This is a genomic window from Pseudoalteromonas sp. Z9A5, from assembly GCF_011378875.1.
Lineage (GTDB): Bacteria > Pseudomonadota > Gammaproteobacteria > Enterobacterales > Alteromonadaceae > Pseudoalteromonas.
On sequence record NZ_WTLC01000004.1, the window covers coordinates 90,358 to 108,148 of the forward strand.

Sequence of the window (17,791 nt, forward strand, 5' to 3'; positions counted from 1 at the left end):
AAAGGACGAAAAATGGAAAGGTTAACAAAAGAGCAGATTCAATTTTTACCGATGTACGACGGTTTAAGCCTCGATAACATAATTGTAGTAACGCAAGCATCAGATGCGATAAGCGCGATAGAAGAGCTAAAAAAGCATGCAGTTTTAGGGTTTGATACAGAAAGTAAGCCTTGTTTTAAAAAGGGTGAAGTAAGTGACGGGCCTCACCTAATTCAATTGTCTACAAAAACAAAAACGTATTTATTTCCGACTAAATTTTTTGAAAACTTTACCGAAATTGAAAATATATTGTCTGATCTAACAATCAAAAAAGTGGGCTTTGGACTAAAAGAAGACAAAAAACTTATTTTTAGAAAATTTGGAATTAGCTTAGAAAATACAGTCGAATTATCCTCTAAGGTTATGCACTTTGCGCAGGTAACACAGCGCGTTGGTGCACGAGCGGCTGTGGCAATGTTTTTTAATCAGCGTTTATCTAAAGGTGCACAGCGTTCAAACTGGTCTGTTTTTCCTTTAAAAGATCACCAAAAAATGTACGCCGCAAATGACGCTCACTCAGCATTACTAATCGAACTTGAAATAGAAAAACACAACAATAATTAGGTAGCGGCTTTAGTATAAGGCATGTGCCATATGACCTTTAAAGTAATCAAAGGCTATATGGCACGAACTATATTTATAGCTTTAATTTTATAGGTCTGGGTTATATTTGCTTTTAATTTCATCCACGGTCATTCTTTTAGCTACGTTTTTAAAGCTCAGTGGTGAATTATTACAGTTAAATTCTAATGTAAAATCAGCTTCCATTTCATAAAGGCTATCTAGCGCAATTAATGGCTCACTAATAAACCATTTTTGTGACTCTATAGTAACCACGTCGGAGAATGATTTTTGAAATTTACGAACTCCCAGTTTTTTTGTTTCAATAGTCATTGGTTCATTAGACGCATTGATAAAATAAACCTCTGACACCCAATCACCAATACCACTCTCATAAAGCGTTTGTAAATCATCAGAAAATGGTCCGTCGTGCTTAAAACCCTTAGGTACTCTTTCAGGACCTAACGTAATAACAAGTCTGGTTATTAATCCAAATTCAGGATTAAAATCTTCAAATTCATAATACGTACTATATTGTACATCTTCAGGTTCGTTAGATTTAGAGTCGAGATTTTTATTCATTAGGTTACCAACTTTATAAAAAGTATTTTTAAATATAAATAGCGTGTGCTACATAATTGGGTAAAACATATCAAAATCAAAGGCTCTCAACAACATTAGTTTAATGCAATAAAATGCGGTGCAGAGAAGCGATTTTCATAATTTTTATTAAGCTTATACCCACGCCCTAGTTATAAATAAGGCGCGGTTTGGCTTATTTTTGATTGAGCTACGTGTTCGGGTTTGCCTTGCGCTACTATTAACCCGCCTTCATTGCCCGCACCAGGTCCTATGTCAATAATCCAATCACTATTACTGGCTACTTGCATATCGTGCTCAACCATAATAACCGTGTTGCCGGCATCAACGAGTCCATTTAATTGCACCATTAACATAGCCACATCTTTAGGGTGCAGGCCGGTCGTTGGCTCATCTAAAATATAGAGGGTATCGCCGCGTTGTGTGCGCTGTAACTCAGTGGCAAGTTTAATGCGCTGCGCTTCACCGCCCGAGAGTTCTGTAGCTGGTTGCCCCAAACGTAAGTAACCAAGGCCCACTTGAAGCAGCGCATTTAGCGCGCGTAAAATAGCGGGTTCATCGGCAAAAAATGTATGCGCCGACTCAACTGTTAAATTAAGTACATCGGCAATGGTTTTATCTTTGTAAGTAACTTCGAGTGTTTTTTCGTTATAGCGCTTGGCGCTACACACTGGGCAAGGCGAATACACACTGGGTAAAAATAAAAGCTCTACGCTTACAAAACCAACGCCTTCGCAGTTTTCGCAACGACCTTTTTTTACGTTAAACGAAAAACGACCTGCATCATACTTACGTGCTTTTGCCTCGCTTGTGTTGGCAAACAGTTTTCGTACATGATCGAATAACCCCGTGTAAGTTGCTAGGTTAGAGCGGGGAGTACGACCAATGGCTTTTTGATCAACCGTAATAAGGCGCTTTATATGCTCAATGCCTTGAGTAATTTGCCCCTCGGTTGTTATATCGAGCTCTTGGTCGAGCAGTTCGGCTTCATCTGTTGGTACTTGTGGCTGCGATTTTTGCCCAAGTGCATCGTATACCAGCTCAACTAAAGCTTGGCTTACTAAACTCGATTTACCAGAGCCAGACACGCCCGTAACGCTTGTAATAACGCCTAGCGGAAATTCTACATCGAGTTTTTGTAAATTATTTCGCTCAATACCGGTAAGCTTTAACCATGCTTTTGCGCTGCGTTGTTGTTTGTTACTTTGGCTTAAAAGCTTTTCATCATTTTTAAAAAGGTATTGACTAGTGTGCGAACTGGTCACTTTTTGCAAACCTTCAACAGGGCCGCTATAAACAATATTACCGCCATGCGTACCAGCATTTGGACCTACATCAACCACCCAATCGGCGTGGCGAATAACACTTACGTCGTGCTCAACCACAAATACCGAGTTACCCGCTGCTATTAACTCATCTAAAGCGGCTAACAACGCTTGTGTATCTGCTGGGTGTAAACCCGCCGAAGGTTCATCTAAAACATAAACCACCCCAAACAGCTTAGAGCGAATTTGCGTAGCCAGTCTAAGACGCTGTAATTCACCAGGCGATAAAGAAGGAGTGGTTCGCTCAAGCGATAAATACCCTAAGCCAAGTTTGGTAAGCGCTTCAACCCGTTTAAGAATGTCGCTGGCTATACGCTTTGCAACAATGGTTTTTTCTGGGTTAGCAGCGTTACTTTTAGGCTTTTTATTAGCAGCAATACTAAGTGTTTGAGCCAGATCACTTAACGTTAGCTGCGAGATTTCGCCAATATCAAGCCCAGCAAATTTAACCGACAGCGACTCTTTTTTCAGCTTTTTACCATTGCACTGTGGGCATGGTGATATTTGCATATACTGCGACACACGCTTTTTAGTACGCGGGCTTTGAGTGCTTGCAAACGATTGTAAAACAAAACGTTTAGCGCTCGAAAACGTACCCATGTAACTTGGGCTTTCTTCATTTTTAATAGCCGCTTGTGTTTGCTTAAGCGTGTACTCGGGAAATACCGGTACCGTAGGCGTATCGTCGGTAAATAAAATCCAATCGCGTGTTTTTTTAGGCAGAGTATTCCAAGGTTTATCAATATCATAACCTAACGAGGTAAGTATACGGCTCAGGTTTTTACCTTGCCATGCTGGTGGCCACGCAGCGATTGCGCGTTCTCTAATTGATTTAGTGGGATCGGGCACTAACAGTTTTTCGGTCACGTTAAATACACGGCCAATTCCATGGCATTCTGGGCATGCACCTTGTGGCGTATTAGGCGAAAATGCATCAGCATAGAGTATACCTTGGCCTTTTGGGTATTCACCCGCGCGCGAGTACAACATACGCAGCGCGTTAGAAATAGTCGTTACGCTGCCCACAGATGAGCGTACCGACGGCACACCGCGTTGTTGCTGCAGTGCAACCGCAGGTGGTAACCCTTCAATTGAGTCTACATCGGGCTCGCCTACTTGGTCTATTAATCTGCGCGCATAAGGCGATACTGAATCGAGATAACGATGTTGCGATTCGGCAAATAATGTACCAAAAGCTAGCGATGATTTACCCGAACCCGATATGCCGGTAAAAACAACGAGTGAATTACGGGGGAGATCTACATCCACATCTTTTAAGTTATGAACACGCGCGCCTCTTACTTGAATGCTGTTATTAGGATTTGATAAATCCATTGTTGAGTTTTTATGTGTGGTTGCCATACGTTTTAACTCCTATTTAATCGCGCTTTCACTTTAAATTTGCTTTGAACTACTTACTTACTCTTATCAGTCTTTATTGCTTCTAAAGTAACGCAGACACACTGAATGAGCGCTTATTCGGAGCACTGATTAAAACAGCTTAATTGTGTGTTTACATAATGGTATTAAATTCGAATATAATTTAACTAAATTTTGTTTAAAAAGAGGGAACTGACAGCGAATTTACTCGGGTTGTATTATAAGCGCATCGCTTCACCGCATTAGGGTAGTCAACAGGTGTAACAGATTTGTAAACTGTTAACAGGTGATAAACTAAGTTGTTTTACTCACTGCTGACAACCCACACAAATTGAAAGGTGATACACGTGCAAAAAATAAATACAATAACTCTGGCAATAGCGCTCGCTTGCTCGTTGCCCAGTATTGCTCAAGAGTCTTTAACAGATCAAAGTGATAACACAGCACTTAAAAATAACGACACCGCGCTGGAAGTAATTTCGGTAACGGCCACTAAACGTAAAACAAGACTAATGGAAACGCCCGTCGCTATTACTGCGTTAACGTCAGCGCAGTTAAAACAAAGTGGTGTTAACAATATAAAAGATATAGCTAACTTAGTACCAGGGCTTGATATATCTACCGCAACAGACCAGTCAGCACCGGTTATATCTATGCGAGGTGTGCGCTCTACTAATATTACGGAGCTGGGCGATCCTGCTGTTGGTGTACATTTAGATGGTGTTTATTCGCCAAGAATGCAAGGCGCGTTAGCGTTAATGTATGATATTGACCGTGTAGAAGCACTGCGTGGTCCGCAAGGAACGTTGTTTGGTCGAAACTCAACCGTAGGTAGTATCAATGTTATTTCGGCAAAGCCTGACTTTACTGATGATTATGGCAGTGTAACGCTTGAGGCTGGTAAATATAATTCACGTAGTGTGGAAGGTTTTTATAATTTTTCGGTCAGTGATGATTTTGCTGTGCGTGTTTCTGCTAAAAGCTTAAAACGTGATTCTTACTTAGAGGGCTATTACGATCCTAATCAGTATGACACCCGCCGATTAAGCGATGATGTACTTAATGCTGACGTTATATCGCAAGATTCATATCAAAATATAGGTAGCACACTTACTCAACGAGAAAACTGGTGGATAGATGTAGCAGGTACCGACCCAGAATCGCAGCAAGTGCGCGCATTAACAAAAGCAGATGAATCAGATTTTTATAATAGTGCTAACGAGTATTCTTTTAGAGTTAGTACGTTATGGTCGCCTTTAGATGGTAATTTTTCTAACCATACGGTATTTCAAAAATACGTTAACGACAGCGGCAATAATGTAGATTTAGTTAACTGCGATAAGTTACGAGGTCGTTCTGCTGAGCTGGGTGGCGACTGTTCAAACTTTTTACCGTCAGACAACACTTACCAAGCTGTAGTAAATGTACCTGGTGAGCTTAAGTTAGATATAACGTATATACGTAATACACTTAACTACGCCCTAACCGACGACCTTGATTTAGTGTGGCTGGTGGGCTTTGAAGATATGGAACGTTCTTCTGCGCAAGATAGCGAAGCAGGTTTAGATGTGTGGGATGGCGCTACTTACTTTTTAGATGGTACTGGCGCTAAATCTTATTCTACCGAACTGCAATTGCAATCATCGGATATGTCTGATCTTACGTGGATTGTAGGCGTTAACTATTTTCACGAAAAAACAACAACGCTCGGTTATTACGATAACCCAATGGACGATAAAGTATTTTGGGATCAGCCAGATAGATCGACCGATGCATTCGCATTTTTTGCTCAAGCCACGTATAAAATAACCCCAAAACTGCACGCTACATTAGGCTACCGTTTTAGTGACGAAACAAAAGAAGATAAAGGTGGTCGCTCTTATCGTTGTTCAAATGCAGATGGCTGCGCGCCAGGCTGGTTTAACCGTACAGATTTAAATAACTTGCCGGCAGATTACTTTGAAGATCCTGCTATTTATGCATCATTTTTTGAAAATGACAACAAAGGCAGTTGGACCCATCACGATTTTAGAGTGGGTTTAGATTACGACCTAAGCGTTGACACAATGCTTTATACCTATTTAGCAAGTGGCTTTAAAGCTGGCGGTATTGGCGATGTGTTTGAAGTAGTAAACGACAGAACCTCTGAGGTTAACCGATTTGAAACCCAGTTTGATCCAGAAGAAGTATTAACATGGGAAATTGGCGCTAAGTCGAGCTTTTTAGATAACTCATTAAACTTGCAAGCTGCGTTTTTCTATACTGATTATACCGACATGCAATATGCATCTGTTGGTTCTATTGGTAATGTTGAGCGCCTTTCGGCAATTGAAGGTGACGATGGCAGACCTGTTTTAGATGGCTCGGGTAATCCGGTATTAGATTATATAAATCAGCCTGTTATTGCGTACTACACGCAAAATGTACCTGGTTCAACAATTAAAGGTATTGAACTTGAGTTTGATTGGAAGCCATACCCAAGCGGTCGTATTACGGGTTATGTAACCTGGACCGAGGCTAAAGTAACAGACGACTGGTTTACTAAATGGGATTACGACTCTGAGTATTTATTTGATATTTCTTATGAAGACTCGCTAGACCCTGAAAACCCATTACTACAAACTAATTTAAAAGGTAATAACTTGGCGATGACGCCTAAATTTACCGCCAATTTAAGCTACACCCATAGTGTTAATTTAGGTGAATACGGGTTTGTACATGGCTGGTTTAATGTAAGTTGGAAAGACAAATCATACTCAACAGTGTGGAATGTTGATAAGCACTTAGATGATATGGAATTTGCTGTATCTGACGAAGCAACCCGTTACATAGATGACTCGCGCGATAGCTTTGCAATGTTTAATGCTTCTTTAAAATATGAGCCGCAAAGCCAAAAATGGTTTGCAGAAGCATTTATAAATAATGCCAGCGACGAAACAGTACAACACTGGAATAATACCTCTAAAGGGTTTGCTAAAGGCAGTTTTGGTATGCCTAGGTATTATGGTGCAAGAGTTGGCTTTAACTTTTAAAAAGCATTAATAAAAACACACCGTGTTTATGGTAAATAATTTTAGCGTGAGCTTTATAAGTAATATAAATCAAGTTATTAAAGATTAAGTAATAAAAATTTAAGGATTCTTACATGCTTACTATTAAGCGTCGTTTTTTGCAGCATACACCTGCGGCTTTGCTAAGTGCTTTTACTTTAAGCTTTAGCGTAATGGCAACCGAGCCAGTAGATTGGCCAATGGTTAATACAAAATTAAAATCTGATCCAGCGGTTGAGCGCCAAATTGATAAATTAATGGCTACTATGAGTATTGAGCAAAAAGTAGCGCAGTTAATTCAGCCCGAAATTGCCTACTTTGACGCAGAAAAAATGCGTAAGTATGGCTTTGGGTCGTACTTAAATGGCGGTAATACGGCACCATATGGTAATAAAACTGCCGATCCTAAAACATGGTTACGTTTTGCTGATGAAATGTATTTAGCCTCAATTGATAGCTCGCAAGACCAAAGCACAATTCCTACTATTTGGGGTACCGATGCAATGCACGGTCACAGCAATGTGTATGGTGCTACGTTGTTTCCTCATAATATTGGTTTAGGCGCCGCTAACGACGCTCAACTAATAAAAAAAATAGGTAAAGCAACAGCAAGAGAAGTGTCGGTAACGGGTATTGAATGGAGTTTTGCGCCCACCGTTGCTGTAGTAAGAGACGACAGATGGGGACGTACTTACGAAAGCTACTCAGAAGACCCAGATATAGTACAACGCTACGCTGGTGCAATGGTATCGGGATTACAAGGTGATATAAATGACGACTTTTTAAAGGGTTATCATCGTATTGCTACCGCTAAACACTTTGTTGGTGATGGCGGGACCGAAAACGGCATAGATCGCGGTAATACTGTAATCGACGAAGAGACACTGAGAGATATTCATGCGGCGGGTTATTTTTCGGCGATTGAATCGGGTGTGCAATCAGTTATGGCTTCGTTTAATAGCTGGAACTCAGAGCGAGTTCATGGCAGTAAATACTTATTAACCACCGTGCTTAAGCAAAAAATGGGGTTTGATGGATTTGTAGTAAGTGATTGGAACGCACATAAGTTTGTAAAAGGGTGCGACCTTGAACAATGCGCCGGTGCATTTAATGCCGGTGTAGATGTCATGATGGTACCTGAGCATTATGAGGCGTTTTATCACAATACAGTTAAACAAGTTAAGCAAGGCGATATTAAAATTGCAAGAATAGATGACGCCGTTAGACGTTTTTTACGTGCAAAAGTACGTTGGGGATTATTTGCAAAGGGTAAGCCATCGAGCCGTGAAGAGTCTAAAAATGCAAGCTGGTTAAATGCACCAGAGCATAAAGCGTTAGCGCGCGAGGCTGTACGAAAGTCGTTAGTGTTACTGAAAAATAATAAACTAAAAAACAACCAATCAAAAAACAGTCAAAATGTGTTACCAATATCACCGCGTAGCAAAATATTAGTGACAGGTAATGGCGCGCATAATATTGCCAAACAAGCGGGTGGTTGGAGCGTATCGTGGCAAGGAACCGACAACACCAATGCCGACTTTCCAAATGCAGTATCTATTTATGATGGCTTAAAAGAGCAAGTACTTGGTGCTGGTGGCGAGATTGAATTATCGAAAAATGCACAATTTAAGGAAAAGCCTGATGTAGCAATAGTCGTGTTTGGCGAAGAACCTTACGCCGAGTGGTTTGGCGATATACAAGGGCTTGAATATCAGCGCGATGATAAAAAAGATCTCGCTTTATTAAAGTCGCTACAAGCGCAAAATATTCCGGTAGTGAGTGTATTTATAAGTGGTCGTCCGCTTTGGGTAAACAAAGAGCTAAATGCGTCGGATGCATTTGTAGCCGCATGGTTGCCAGGCTCTGAAGGGCAAGGTGTTGCTGACGTTTTACTTTTAGATAAAAACGACGCGGTTCAATACGACTTTACAGGTAAATTAAGCTTTTCTTGGCCCAAATTTGACGACCAATTTATTCTTAATAAAGGCGATAAAAACTACGACTCTTTATTTGCTTATGGTTATGGACTTAGTTATAAAGCGCCTAAAAATGTAAAGATACTATCAGAAAAAACCAGCCCAAAAATGAATGTAAATGACAGCCAAGGCACCCCATTTTTTGTTAGAAACCTAGCGTCTAACGTTCGCTGGGCGCTATCAGACAAAACTCAAACCAACATGATGACTAAAAGCTCATCAGCCATGAGCGCCGACGGCAAAAGTATTTCTATGCAATCAGTTAACTTAGCTTATCAAGAAGATGGCAGGCAGTTTGTTTGGAATAATAAAGAGGGAGCTGGCAAGGTCAGTTTGCGTTTTGAACAAGCAACGGGTGAGTTTGAAAACCTAGATAAGCAATTCATACAATTTGATATACGTGTTGACGATACACCAATTGAGGGAGGAGTTTTGAGCGTAATGTGTGATAAACAAACATGCTCTACTCAAACAAATATAGCCACACAACTTACTCAATTAAAAAGTATAGGTTGGAAAACAGTTGCAGTACAATTAGGTTGTAATAAAGCGCAATCAACGTTGAGTGAAATTACTGATATACTTAGCATTAGTGCTCAGCAGCCGCTTAATTTGGCAATTGCTAATGTTGCGCTAGTTAAAGCAACAAAAAGCAATAGCATTATTTTAAATTGCAGTAATTAATATGTATTGATTGCCGTTTATACTCATTTATTGTTAAACGTAGGGCTGTTAGTGTTTGCTAAACAGCCCTTATATTTAGGTTGATTGGTATAATATGCGACTTTTATTTAGTTAGGATAAATGTGAAATTAGAATCTCGGCGTCATTTGTTTTGGGTTTTTCAGCTAAGCGGCTGGGGTATTTATGCACTTTTAACCGAAATAATGATAAAGCTCCCTAGTAACGAACCATGGCAAATTCATATCCCACATTTATTACTCGATACCTTATGCGGGTTTTTAATAACGATAGGGCTGCGGAAATGTTACTTACTTGCTAAAACAAAATCGGCAAATATAAGTATTACACTTCATGTATCAGCGCTGTTAATAGCAAGTATAGTGTGGACCGTCTTTAAATGGACAGCTTTACAGTGGTTTTATGGCAATTGGTGGTCTGCTATGAGCTGGTTTGACTTTGGCACATGGAGCACAGCATCTTTAACTATGTTGGCGACTTGGACTGGCGCCTATTTTGGTATTAAATCTTACCTAGATAACCAAGCGCAAAAGCAAAAAGCTGCTGCGGCGCTTAATTTAGCAAACGAAGCCCAGCTTAAAATGCTGCGGTATCAGCTAAATCCCCATTTTATGTTTAACAGCATTAATGCCATTTGTACGTTAATCCTGAAAAAAGATAATATGCATGCAGTTGATATGCTTGAGAAACTCTGCGATTTACTGCGCTATAGTTTATATACCGATCCACTAGCTAAAATAACAGTGCACGAAGAAGTGCAAATATTAAATACCTATCTAGATATTGAGCAATGTCGTTTTGGCAATAAGCTCAATGTAAATATTATAACTGAGCCGCAATGCAGTGACTTTTTAATTCCATCAATGCTTGTACAACCACTGGTTGAAAATGCGTTAAAGCATGGAATGGATCAAGCGCAAAATATAACTATAACGGTTAAAATAGAACAGCAAAATAATAACTTAGTTATTTTGGTTTCAGATACAGGTAAAGGCTTTAATAAACATAGCCACTCTCAAAGAGGCATAGGCTTAAAAAATTGTGAGCAACGGTTAAGCTTAATTTACCCTCAAAATAATCAATTTAAAACGGGTAATAGCGAGCAAGGCGGTGCATGGGTATATATGACAATACCGCTACAGCGTACACAGGAGCAAAAGTATGCAGTTAACAACACTGATAGTTGATGACGAGTTTAGTGCCATTGAAGGGTTGATGATAAGGCTTGAAAAATTTCCTCAAATTAACGTTATTGGTCACGCATGCAGTGTAGACGAGGCTGTGGGTATTATTGATAAAACTCAGCCAAATCTTATTTTTTTAGATATAGAAATGCCCAGTAAATCGGGGTTTGAACTTGTTAAATATTTTACAGGCGATTATTGCCCAGCCATTATTTTTGTTACTGCATTTCATCAACATGCAGTACAAGCTTTTGAAGTAAAAGCGGTAGATTACTTACTCAAGCCGGTTAAATTACAACGGCTAGGGGAGGCAATCGAACGTGCCTTAGAGCGTATAAACAGTGTATTTAACAAACAACAACTGCTTGAAATGCGTGAAAGCTACTTAAACGCGCAGCAGCCACAACTACCCACGGCTACAAAAGTAGAAAAATTAGCAGAGGCTAACAATTTAATTATTCAAGATGGGCGTAACCCGATACAGCTTGTACCCTACGATGATATTTTATGTATTGACGCTGCCGGCGATTATATGTGCGTACACACCGAGCAAGAAACATTTGTAATGCGAGCCCGCATGAAAAGCCTAGAAAAAGACACACTTCCACCTCACTTTATTCGTATACATAAGTCAGCAATCGTAAACTTAAAACACATAAAACGCTTAGAGCCACTACGAAATAGCGAGTACAACGCTATTTTAAAAAACGATAAATTAATGAAAGTAAGCCGTACCTACAGCAAAGAACTAAAAAGTCGGTTACTCAATATCAGCGGCTGCTAATTGTATTTATAAGTAATAAAACGTAAATAGTTATGCGTTATATATTAGCCAAAGCGCCTAGTTAAAATGTGTAGTTGAAGGGCTGTATTGAGCGATGTGCAGTCAATTGGGGTTAGTTGTCATTAGCTGATAGGTTGTTTAGAGTAAAAGATGAAAAGTCCATACAGCGCCTAAATTGAATCGACATGCTGCCTTTTAGGCTCCTTTGGTTTTTACTATAATATTTAGGCGAATTACGGGTGTAAGGAAGCGTAACTAATGCTTTTTGGGTTATGTAAAAAGGCTTAATAAATCACTATTAAAAGTAATTCCACTTAAGTTATTTTCTTTTACAAGAGTTTTAAATGCTGCATTACAATAAATAGACCTACCACCTTGCGAACTTGATTTGAATACTAGAGATTTAAGACCATTTTCAAAGCCATCAAGGTAAGCTGTTTCGGTTAATGAGTCGTCTTCTTCTTCAAAAATCAGTGGATTGAATAAAAACAGCTCTTTTTCACAATCAAGCGGTACAAACTCTCCACAACCCTGTAAATGATTACCTATAGCCATGTACGCTTTTTTATTAAGTACTAAGTAGCTTGATAATAAATTTATGTCATAGTTTTGTTTTACAGCCCCTTTTTCAACTTTACAGCTGAAACCTTCTTTCAACACGTCCAGTATCTTAGTTTTGCCTCGGGGGATATCATCCATCGCTATTTTTACGGCAGCATCAAAGCTCAGCTCTGTTTTTTTTGCTATTTGTTTGGCTATTGATACGGTTGTAAGGTCAATTATATCGTATGCTTTCATTGACTTATGTATTTTATAGATAATTAAATCCCTTTCCATCATTTATCCTTTTTTTCAAAAACTTTTGCCGACAACAATTTAACATTTAAAGATGTTCAAGACCAATATTGATAATTGGCGGGGTTAGCAATGCCTGCTTATGGCACTTTGGTGAAGTTCGACTAAAGCGAATAGCGGATGGTTAAGAATCGCGATGTATGAAGTTAAGATTTGATCTCTTCGGTTCTTAGTGCCGGGGGGTTAAAGCTCCCTTTGGAGCTTTTTTAGTACATAATTCTATTTAGATTTGGTTTTATTAGTTCTCTTAACCTCTAATAATACTTTTGAAATAGCTTGATGAGCCTTGGTAAAGCTTTTTCTAGGATCTTCTTAATTCGTTAAGGGTTTATTCATCGCCATAATCCTCTTCAAAATCTACTATCATTTTACCCGACTTGTCAGTTTTACCCGATACTAATCCTTTAGGTTCTGGTATTTCATTTTTATCTAACTCTAAAACTAATTTTTTCAAGCCAGCTTTTGCACGTTCTTCTTTTGATAAGGATTTAAGTTTTTTATTGTGAGCAGCATCAAAATTTTCAATGTTATCGGTCATTATGCAACCCTCCTAATGCAGCTATTACTTTTTTGATCATATTTGAAGCCCTTACTTTCATAATAATCCCTAACATCGTTGTTTATAGGGTTCATTATTTTAACGTGATTAGCACCTAACAAAGTCGCATAAGCATATAGTGCAAGATATGATAAGTCTAAATGTGACTCATTAGTTTCGGGTGACTTCTCTATATAATCTAAGTCCAGTTGTATTGTATGAAGGCCTTTCCATCGCAAAACTTATTAATATATTATTAAAATTGCAGCACCAAATTGCAGTGACACCCACCCTTAATACTAGAAAGAGTAAATATATCTCCAGAAAACGGGTTAAAGCTTACAACCCAATTTACACGCGTATTTCATGGCGCAGTAGGTAGACCTGCCTCACAAGCAAGTTACTGTGAAAATTTAAGCAGAAAGAGGTGAGCGAACATCAGTAACTGCGAAAAGCTACCCGCATAAAACTTAAACGACTCAGTAAAAAGTTAATACTGCATCACGCAGTTATTACCATGCGTGTAATTTAGATTTAACAGTGATAATGGCTTATTTAATGGGGCAGTTTAGCTTATATAATTAAAGTGGCTGTCTAGTTTAGTTCGTCTTTTTCGCTTAATAAGGCTTTTCAATGTGCGCAAATGGTACGCTGCGGAACTTCGCCTGAGGGCGAACATTGATTAAATGAAAGTGAAATCAATAGCATGTAATTCAGTAATATACGTTAAAATTATTGCTTTAGCATGTATCGATTAAATTTCAATAAGGAAAAGGTAAGATGAATGGAGGATTTTTTGTTTATATCTACAAAGATAAAAAACAGAATATACAATATGTAGGCTATGGAAAAAATTCAAAACGTGCAATATCACATCAAGCTAAAACGCATAATAAATCACTAGAAGAGCTGATTGAAAGTGGTGGTTATAGTGTTCATATTGCAGGACCTTTTGATGATGAAGTAACAGCGCGAACCGTGGAAGCCGCACTTATTTCTGCTATTGATCCATTTTGTAATAAAAAGCAGGAGAAAAAAGAATGGCGCTTCAGACCGATAGGAGTAAAGCCCGAACTAACATTTCGACTTGCTGAGGCACCATTACAACTTTCAGATTTGTTAATTGATAATAAAAAGATTTTGTTTGTTAGAATATCAAATATTAACTTTTCGGACAGGGTTGGTTACGATATTAGTACACCACCTAAAGACTCAGCAATAGTAGCAAGGGTTAAAAAATATTGGCAATTAAATAAGTATATTCCTCAATGGGCAGAAAACCCAAGTGAAAGCCCTTCGCTTCTAGTAGGGGTTATAGGCTCCCCAGGTTCACAAATAATAATCTCTTCTATGGAAATTGATATTAATAAATGGGATGACCTTGATGTCCATAAAGGTGGATTAGTAGAAGTACCTTTGAAAAATGCGCGGGAGTTGGATATGCATGATCTTAGGGGGCGTAAAATTGATAAATCAGTTGGCTTGAAATTTGGAGGAATCAGATCTAAATTTTTTCGAATTTTCCCGGAAAGCTAGTATGGTCGCGTCTTGTCTGTTACCTCTTTTTGTTTGAATTCCCGCTATGCTCTTGAATAAAAGGGATTAAATATTGGCTTCAGACATTGTAACCCCTGACCGTCTGCAAATAGCATATATGCGACTGTTAGATTTGATCTGAGTGAGAGATCAAGTTAAAGCTTTGGACTGTCATAATTTTTATTCGTAGCCAGAGACTATGTTATCAAAGCCAATGGGATCAAATCTTGACTTCATACATCTACTTTCATTATGTTGAATTTAGAAAAAACAAAATAAATAACAAAGACACCGACTTTAAATAGTGGGTGTTAATTTACTACAAACACATTGTACTTAAACAACATAACACTAAAGAAAAGGACACTTCGATGCCAGCAATTAAATTAATCCAATCTGTAGGGATTGGCGGCGTAAATAAGCCAGGCGATGTAAACGCAGTACAAACTGCTCTAAGTTCACTTCTTTTTCTTTCACTTTGAGCACAAAATGATTAAAAACACACTGTTACTCGCTTTAACTATTATACCGCTCACTGCCTGTGCGAATATTGAAGTAAATGACATAGCGCCCACATATAACTTAAAAAACAATACCAGAGGGTTATTTATAGACCCAGTAACATCCGACAGTTTGGAGCAGGTTAATACGCTATTGAATAAACAATGGTATTTTACAAAAGTACTTACTCTTGATGGTAAGCCTGATATGGATGTGAATAGCTGTAAAACATTGCTTAAGGCAGCTAATGAAAACTACAAAACAACAAATTATCAGGCTGAATCTATATTAAAGGACTTTAAAAAAACGTGTTCGACCTGGCGTGATATGGGGCAGTTAACGCCTTCAAATAAAAGCTTTTTAAGCTCATTTAAACACAGTTTAGCATTACCAAAACAAATGCCGCCTGAGCTCGCTTTAATTATTTCGAATGATGATGAGCGCCGCTTAGCAAAAGCGGGTAGCTGGGAAGAAATGAGCTACATTTAAAAAGCAGGTGAATCTTTAAAAGTAAAAGCTGAACTAAGTTCATTTAAAAACGACAAATGGGTACCAGACCAATGATAGAACGACACTATAAAGAAACGCATATGGAATTAGTCATTAAAGATATTAATAGATTTGAAAAGCGAATACCAAGAAAGATAAATACTATTAAAAATAAAAATAGTGGTGAAGTTCTTGGTAGCTCTATTCAAGACACATTAGCTGCCTTTGCAGATTCAGTACTTGCACAGCTTGACCACTCAAGGCAATTACGCTATCTCACGCTGCTTAAAGAGTTTGGTACAGCAAATTTTGAGTTTGTTATGCGTGTTGATGAAAAGTTTCCCGTTACTATTGATAGTGAAACCTTTGAATTGACGGGAGCACGTAAAACTGACTTTATAGATACCGGTCATTGGGAAAAGGCATTTTACAGCGCAGTCATTTTACGTGATCGCTCAGCAATTCACTCTTTGAGAGAAGTTGATGAAATAGTTTTTTTAAATGCGAACCTCAAGTGTAATACTTTTGATTTGGCATTGGTTAATGTTATGCAAAACTTATTTACTGGCGGTGTAGATATGGGGGACCTGCTAGAAAAAGCATTACTAGCCGACGATCCGGATAACGACCGCCTACCTTATTCTTACCATATTTTATTACCTTTAATTGCAGTATATCGCTGTATTTTTACCCCTGATGCCGAGGAAGAATTTAATAGCGAAATGCGTGATGCATTAGAAAAACATAAAGCTTTTTGGAAAAAAGATAGCAACGAAAAGCAAGGTTGGATTTCTTTGCCTTTAATTGCAGCAGCAGCGTTTGCTTACGACCGAAACGGTTACAAATTAGATTTTGAAACTGATTACATCCCTCATTGGCTAGTGACGGGTGAATTCTTACCTGAAATAGCTAATAAAGATAAATAACAGATAAAGATAAATAACCAAGACACGTGTTTTAAAAACCATAAAAGAGAGAAAAATAGCCAATGTATTTAAACAGCAAGAAGTAGGGAAAAAACTACTAAGAGCAAAAGAGAATGAGGCAGAAGACGGAAGTAACCTTCAATATTGGCATGCAAGCACCGAGTTAAACCCTGACTCGAGTATTAAAAACGATACAAACACGATGAAGCGATTTAAAAACAGAAAAAAAGCCATTAAAGAAGGAGAATCTAATGATAAACATAGAGCGTGAGTATAAACCTTTAAGCATAAAAAGAAATAGTGACCGGTTTGAAGATGATTATAATTACTCGACTAAAGCTTTACCTAATAATAGAGATAATTTAATAAGTTTTTTTGGCAATGCACTCCAAATCTGCCAGTGGTGGTCGTATGATTTAACCGAAGAAAACAAGCATAAATCCATAAAAGCATTAAAGCTTGCTGCAAAAGCAGGTGAAGCTATTTTTAGGTTAGGTCGAGAGCCTGAAAAAGAGCAGCGCGTCGTGATTGACGATATATTAGACGCTACTTATAATGGTTTGGGTCTATTAGAAAATGGGCGATTACATGCGATGCGCTGGCAAGAAGCCTTTTTTGCTGCCGCAATCGTACGTGACTATGACGCGATGGACAGCCTGATTGAATTTCCGGTGTCATTAATGCGAAAGTGTTCTTCTAAAAGTCCTGAAGCAGAGTATTTATTAACCGAGTTAATACAGTGTATTCATCGTCGAGAATCAGGACCAAAGAGTATAGAAACCCTTACTAAATTGATGGATGAGGTGATTGAAGGCGGTAAAAAAGAACCGTGGGTTGCATACGGTACTGGCGCAAAATCAGATTTTATTATTTCCTTTACTACAAAGTCAGAAGCAACTCCAAGTGAGGCATTAGCAAGTGCACTAACTGAAAATTGGAAGTATTGTGAGCGCCACCGTGATTTAGAGGGGTATGAACAACCTACTTTTTACATGCCAATTAATTTGCTCGGTTTAGCATGTATGGCAAAAGACCTTGGTAAAGAAATAAACGTGCAATCAGACTTTATTCCGCAGTTTTATATTGATGGCGATTATTTATAAAAACAGCGTTACGCTTTTCATTTTAAAAGTAACATGTGAGCTTAAAGGTCTTTAAGCATAAAATATAATTAGAGTGCTGCCCAGTTTAGTCGTTAAAAATGATATAGATAAGATTCTATGGAAGAGTTTATAAAAAAACAATGGTTTTAGCATATGCTTATTTTTTTTGTGATCCTAGTGTATTTTATCCAATATTTGATGATGAAAATGCAGATAAAGGTTTAATTAATTTACTATTGAGT

13 protein-coding genes and 1 pseudogene are annotated in these 17,791 nt (G+C 38.4%); 10 read left to right on the top strand and 4 right to left on the bottom strand.

Annotation, left to right across the window (positions count from 1 at the left end; translation table 11 throughout):
- Nucleotides 1-12 precede the first annotated feature (12 nt).
- Nucleotides 13-603: a 3'-5' exonuclease gene (locus tag GQR56_RS03885; protein ID WP_166109219.1), complete on the top strand. Its 591-nt coding sequence runs from the start codon at nucleotides 13-15 to the stop codon at nucleotides 601-603.
- An 87-nt stretch (nucleotides 604-690) separates the two neighbouring features.
- On the opposite strand, the gene GQR56_RS03890 is transcribed toward GQR56_RS03885, so the two are convergent.
- Together GQR56_RS03890 and uvrA are read right to left on the bottom strand one after the other, a co-directional pair.
- The gene (locus GQR56_RS03890; protein ID WP_166109220.1) at nucleotides 691-1,182 is read right to left on the bottom strand and encodes a hypothetical protein; all 492 of its coding nucleotides are present in this window, start codon (nucleotides 1,180-1,182) and stop codon (nucleotides 691-693) included.
- 170 nt (nucleotides 1,183-1,352) lie between these two features.
- Nucleotides 1,353-3,887 carry an excinuclease ABC subunit UvrA gene (gene uvrA, locus GQR56_RS03895; RefSeq protein ID WP_166109221.1) on the bottom strand — a complete coding sequence of 845 codons (2,535 nt, stop codon included), beginning with the start codon at nucleotides 3,885-3,887 and terminating at the stop codon, nucleotides 1,353-1,355.
- A gap of 365 nt (nucleotides 3,888-4,252) precedes the next feature.
- On the opposite strand from uvrA, the gene GQR56_RS03900 reads away from it, so the two are divergent.
- From GQR56_RS03900 to GQR56_RS03915, 4 genes are all read left to right on the top strand, one after another.
- Nucleotides 4,253-6,937: a TonB-dependent receptor gene (locus GQR56_RS03900; RefSeq protein WP_166109222.1), complete on the top strand. Its 2,685-nt coding sequence runs from the start codon at nucleotides 4,253-4,255 to the stop codon at nucleotides 6,935-6,937.
- A 113-nt stretch (nucleotides 6,938-7,050) separates the two neighbouring features.
- A complete protein-coding gene (locus tag GQR56_RS03905) occupies nucleotides 7,051-9,615 on the top strand; it encodes a glycoside hydrolase family 3 N-terminal domain-containing protein (RefSeq protein WP_166109223.1) in 2,565 nt (854 codons plus the stop codon).
- Nucleotides 9,616-9,737: 122 nt separating this feature from the next.
- The gene (locus GQR56_RS03910) at nucleotides 9,738-10,820 is read left to right on the top strand and encodes a histidine kinase (protein WP_166109224.1); all 1,083 of its coding nucleotides are present in this window, start codon (nucleotides 9,738-9,740) and stop codon (nucleotides 10,818-10,820) included.
- Nucleotides 10,795-11,601, top strand: a complete 807-nt coding sequence (locus tag GQR56_RS03915) for a LytTR family DNA-binding domain-containing protein (protein ID WP_166109225.1) — start codon at nucleotides 10,795-10,797, stop codon at nucleotides 11,599-11,601. Before GQR56_RS03910 ends, GQR56_RS03915 begins: the two co-directional genes overlap by 26 nt.
- 270 nt (nucleotides 11,602-11,871) lie before the next feature.
- On the opposite strand, the gene GQR56_RS03920 is transcribed toward GQR56_RS03915, so the two are convergent.
- Both GQR56_RS03920 and GQR56_RS03925 read right to left on the bottom strand, forming a co-directional pair.
- Nucleotides 11,872-12,438 (bottom strand): hypothetical protein, encoded by a 567-nt coding sequence (locus GQR56_RS03920; protein ID WP_166109226.1) that lies wholly within the window; start codon nucleotides 12,436-12,438, stop codon nucleotides 11,872-11,874.
- A 346-nt stretch (nucleotides 12,439-12,784) separates the two neighbouring features.
- Complete coding sequence (locus GQR56_RS03925) at nucleotides 12,785-12,994, bottom strand: hypothetical protein (RefSeq protein WP_166109227.1); 210 nt, start codon at nucleotides 12,992-12,994, stop codon at nucleotides 12,785-12,787.
- Nucleotides 12,995-13,293: 299 nt separating this feature from the next.
- On the opposite strand from GQR56_RS03925, the pseudogene GQR56_RS21460 reads away from it, so the two are divergent.
- The 5 genes and pseudogenes from GQR56_RS21460 to GQR56_RS03950 form a co-directional block, all read left to right on the top strand.
- Nucleotides 13,294-13,425: pseudogene (locus GQR56_RS21460) on the top strand (transposase); the annotation flags it as partial.
- A 349-nt stretch (nucleotides 13,426-13,774) separates the two neighbouring features.
- Nucleotides 13,775-14,530 (top strand): hypothetical protein, encoded by a 756-nt coding sequence (locus GQR56_RS03935; protein WP_166109228.1) that lies wholly within the window; start codon nucleotides 13,775-13,777, stop codon nucleotides 14,528-14,530.
- A 489-nt stretch (nucleotides 14,531-15,019) separates the two neighbouring features.
- A complete protein-coding gene (locus tag GQR56_RS03940; protein ID WP_166109229.1) occupies nucleotides 15,020-15,520 on the top strand; it encodes a hypothetical protein in 501 nt (166 codons plus the stop codon).
- A 71-nt stretch (nucleotides 15,521-15,591) separates the two neighbouring features.
- The gene (locus GQR56_RS03945) at nucleotides 15,592-16,446 is read left to right on the top strand and encodes an immunity 49 family protein (protein ID WP_166109230.1); all 855 of its coding nucleotides are present in this window, start codon (nucleotides 15,592-15,594) and stop codon (nucleotides 16,444-16,446) included.
- A gap of 251 nt (nucleotides 16,447-16,697) precedes the next feature.
- Nucleotides 16,698-17,549, top strand: coding sequence for an immunity 49 family protein (locus tag GQR56_RS03950; protein WP_166109231.1), 852 nt, complete (start codon nucleotides 16,698-16,700; stop codon nucleotides 17,547-17,549).
- Nucleotides 17,550-17,791 lie beyond the last annotated feature (242 nt).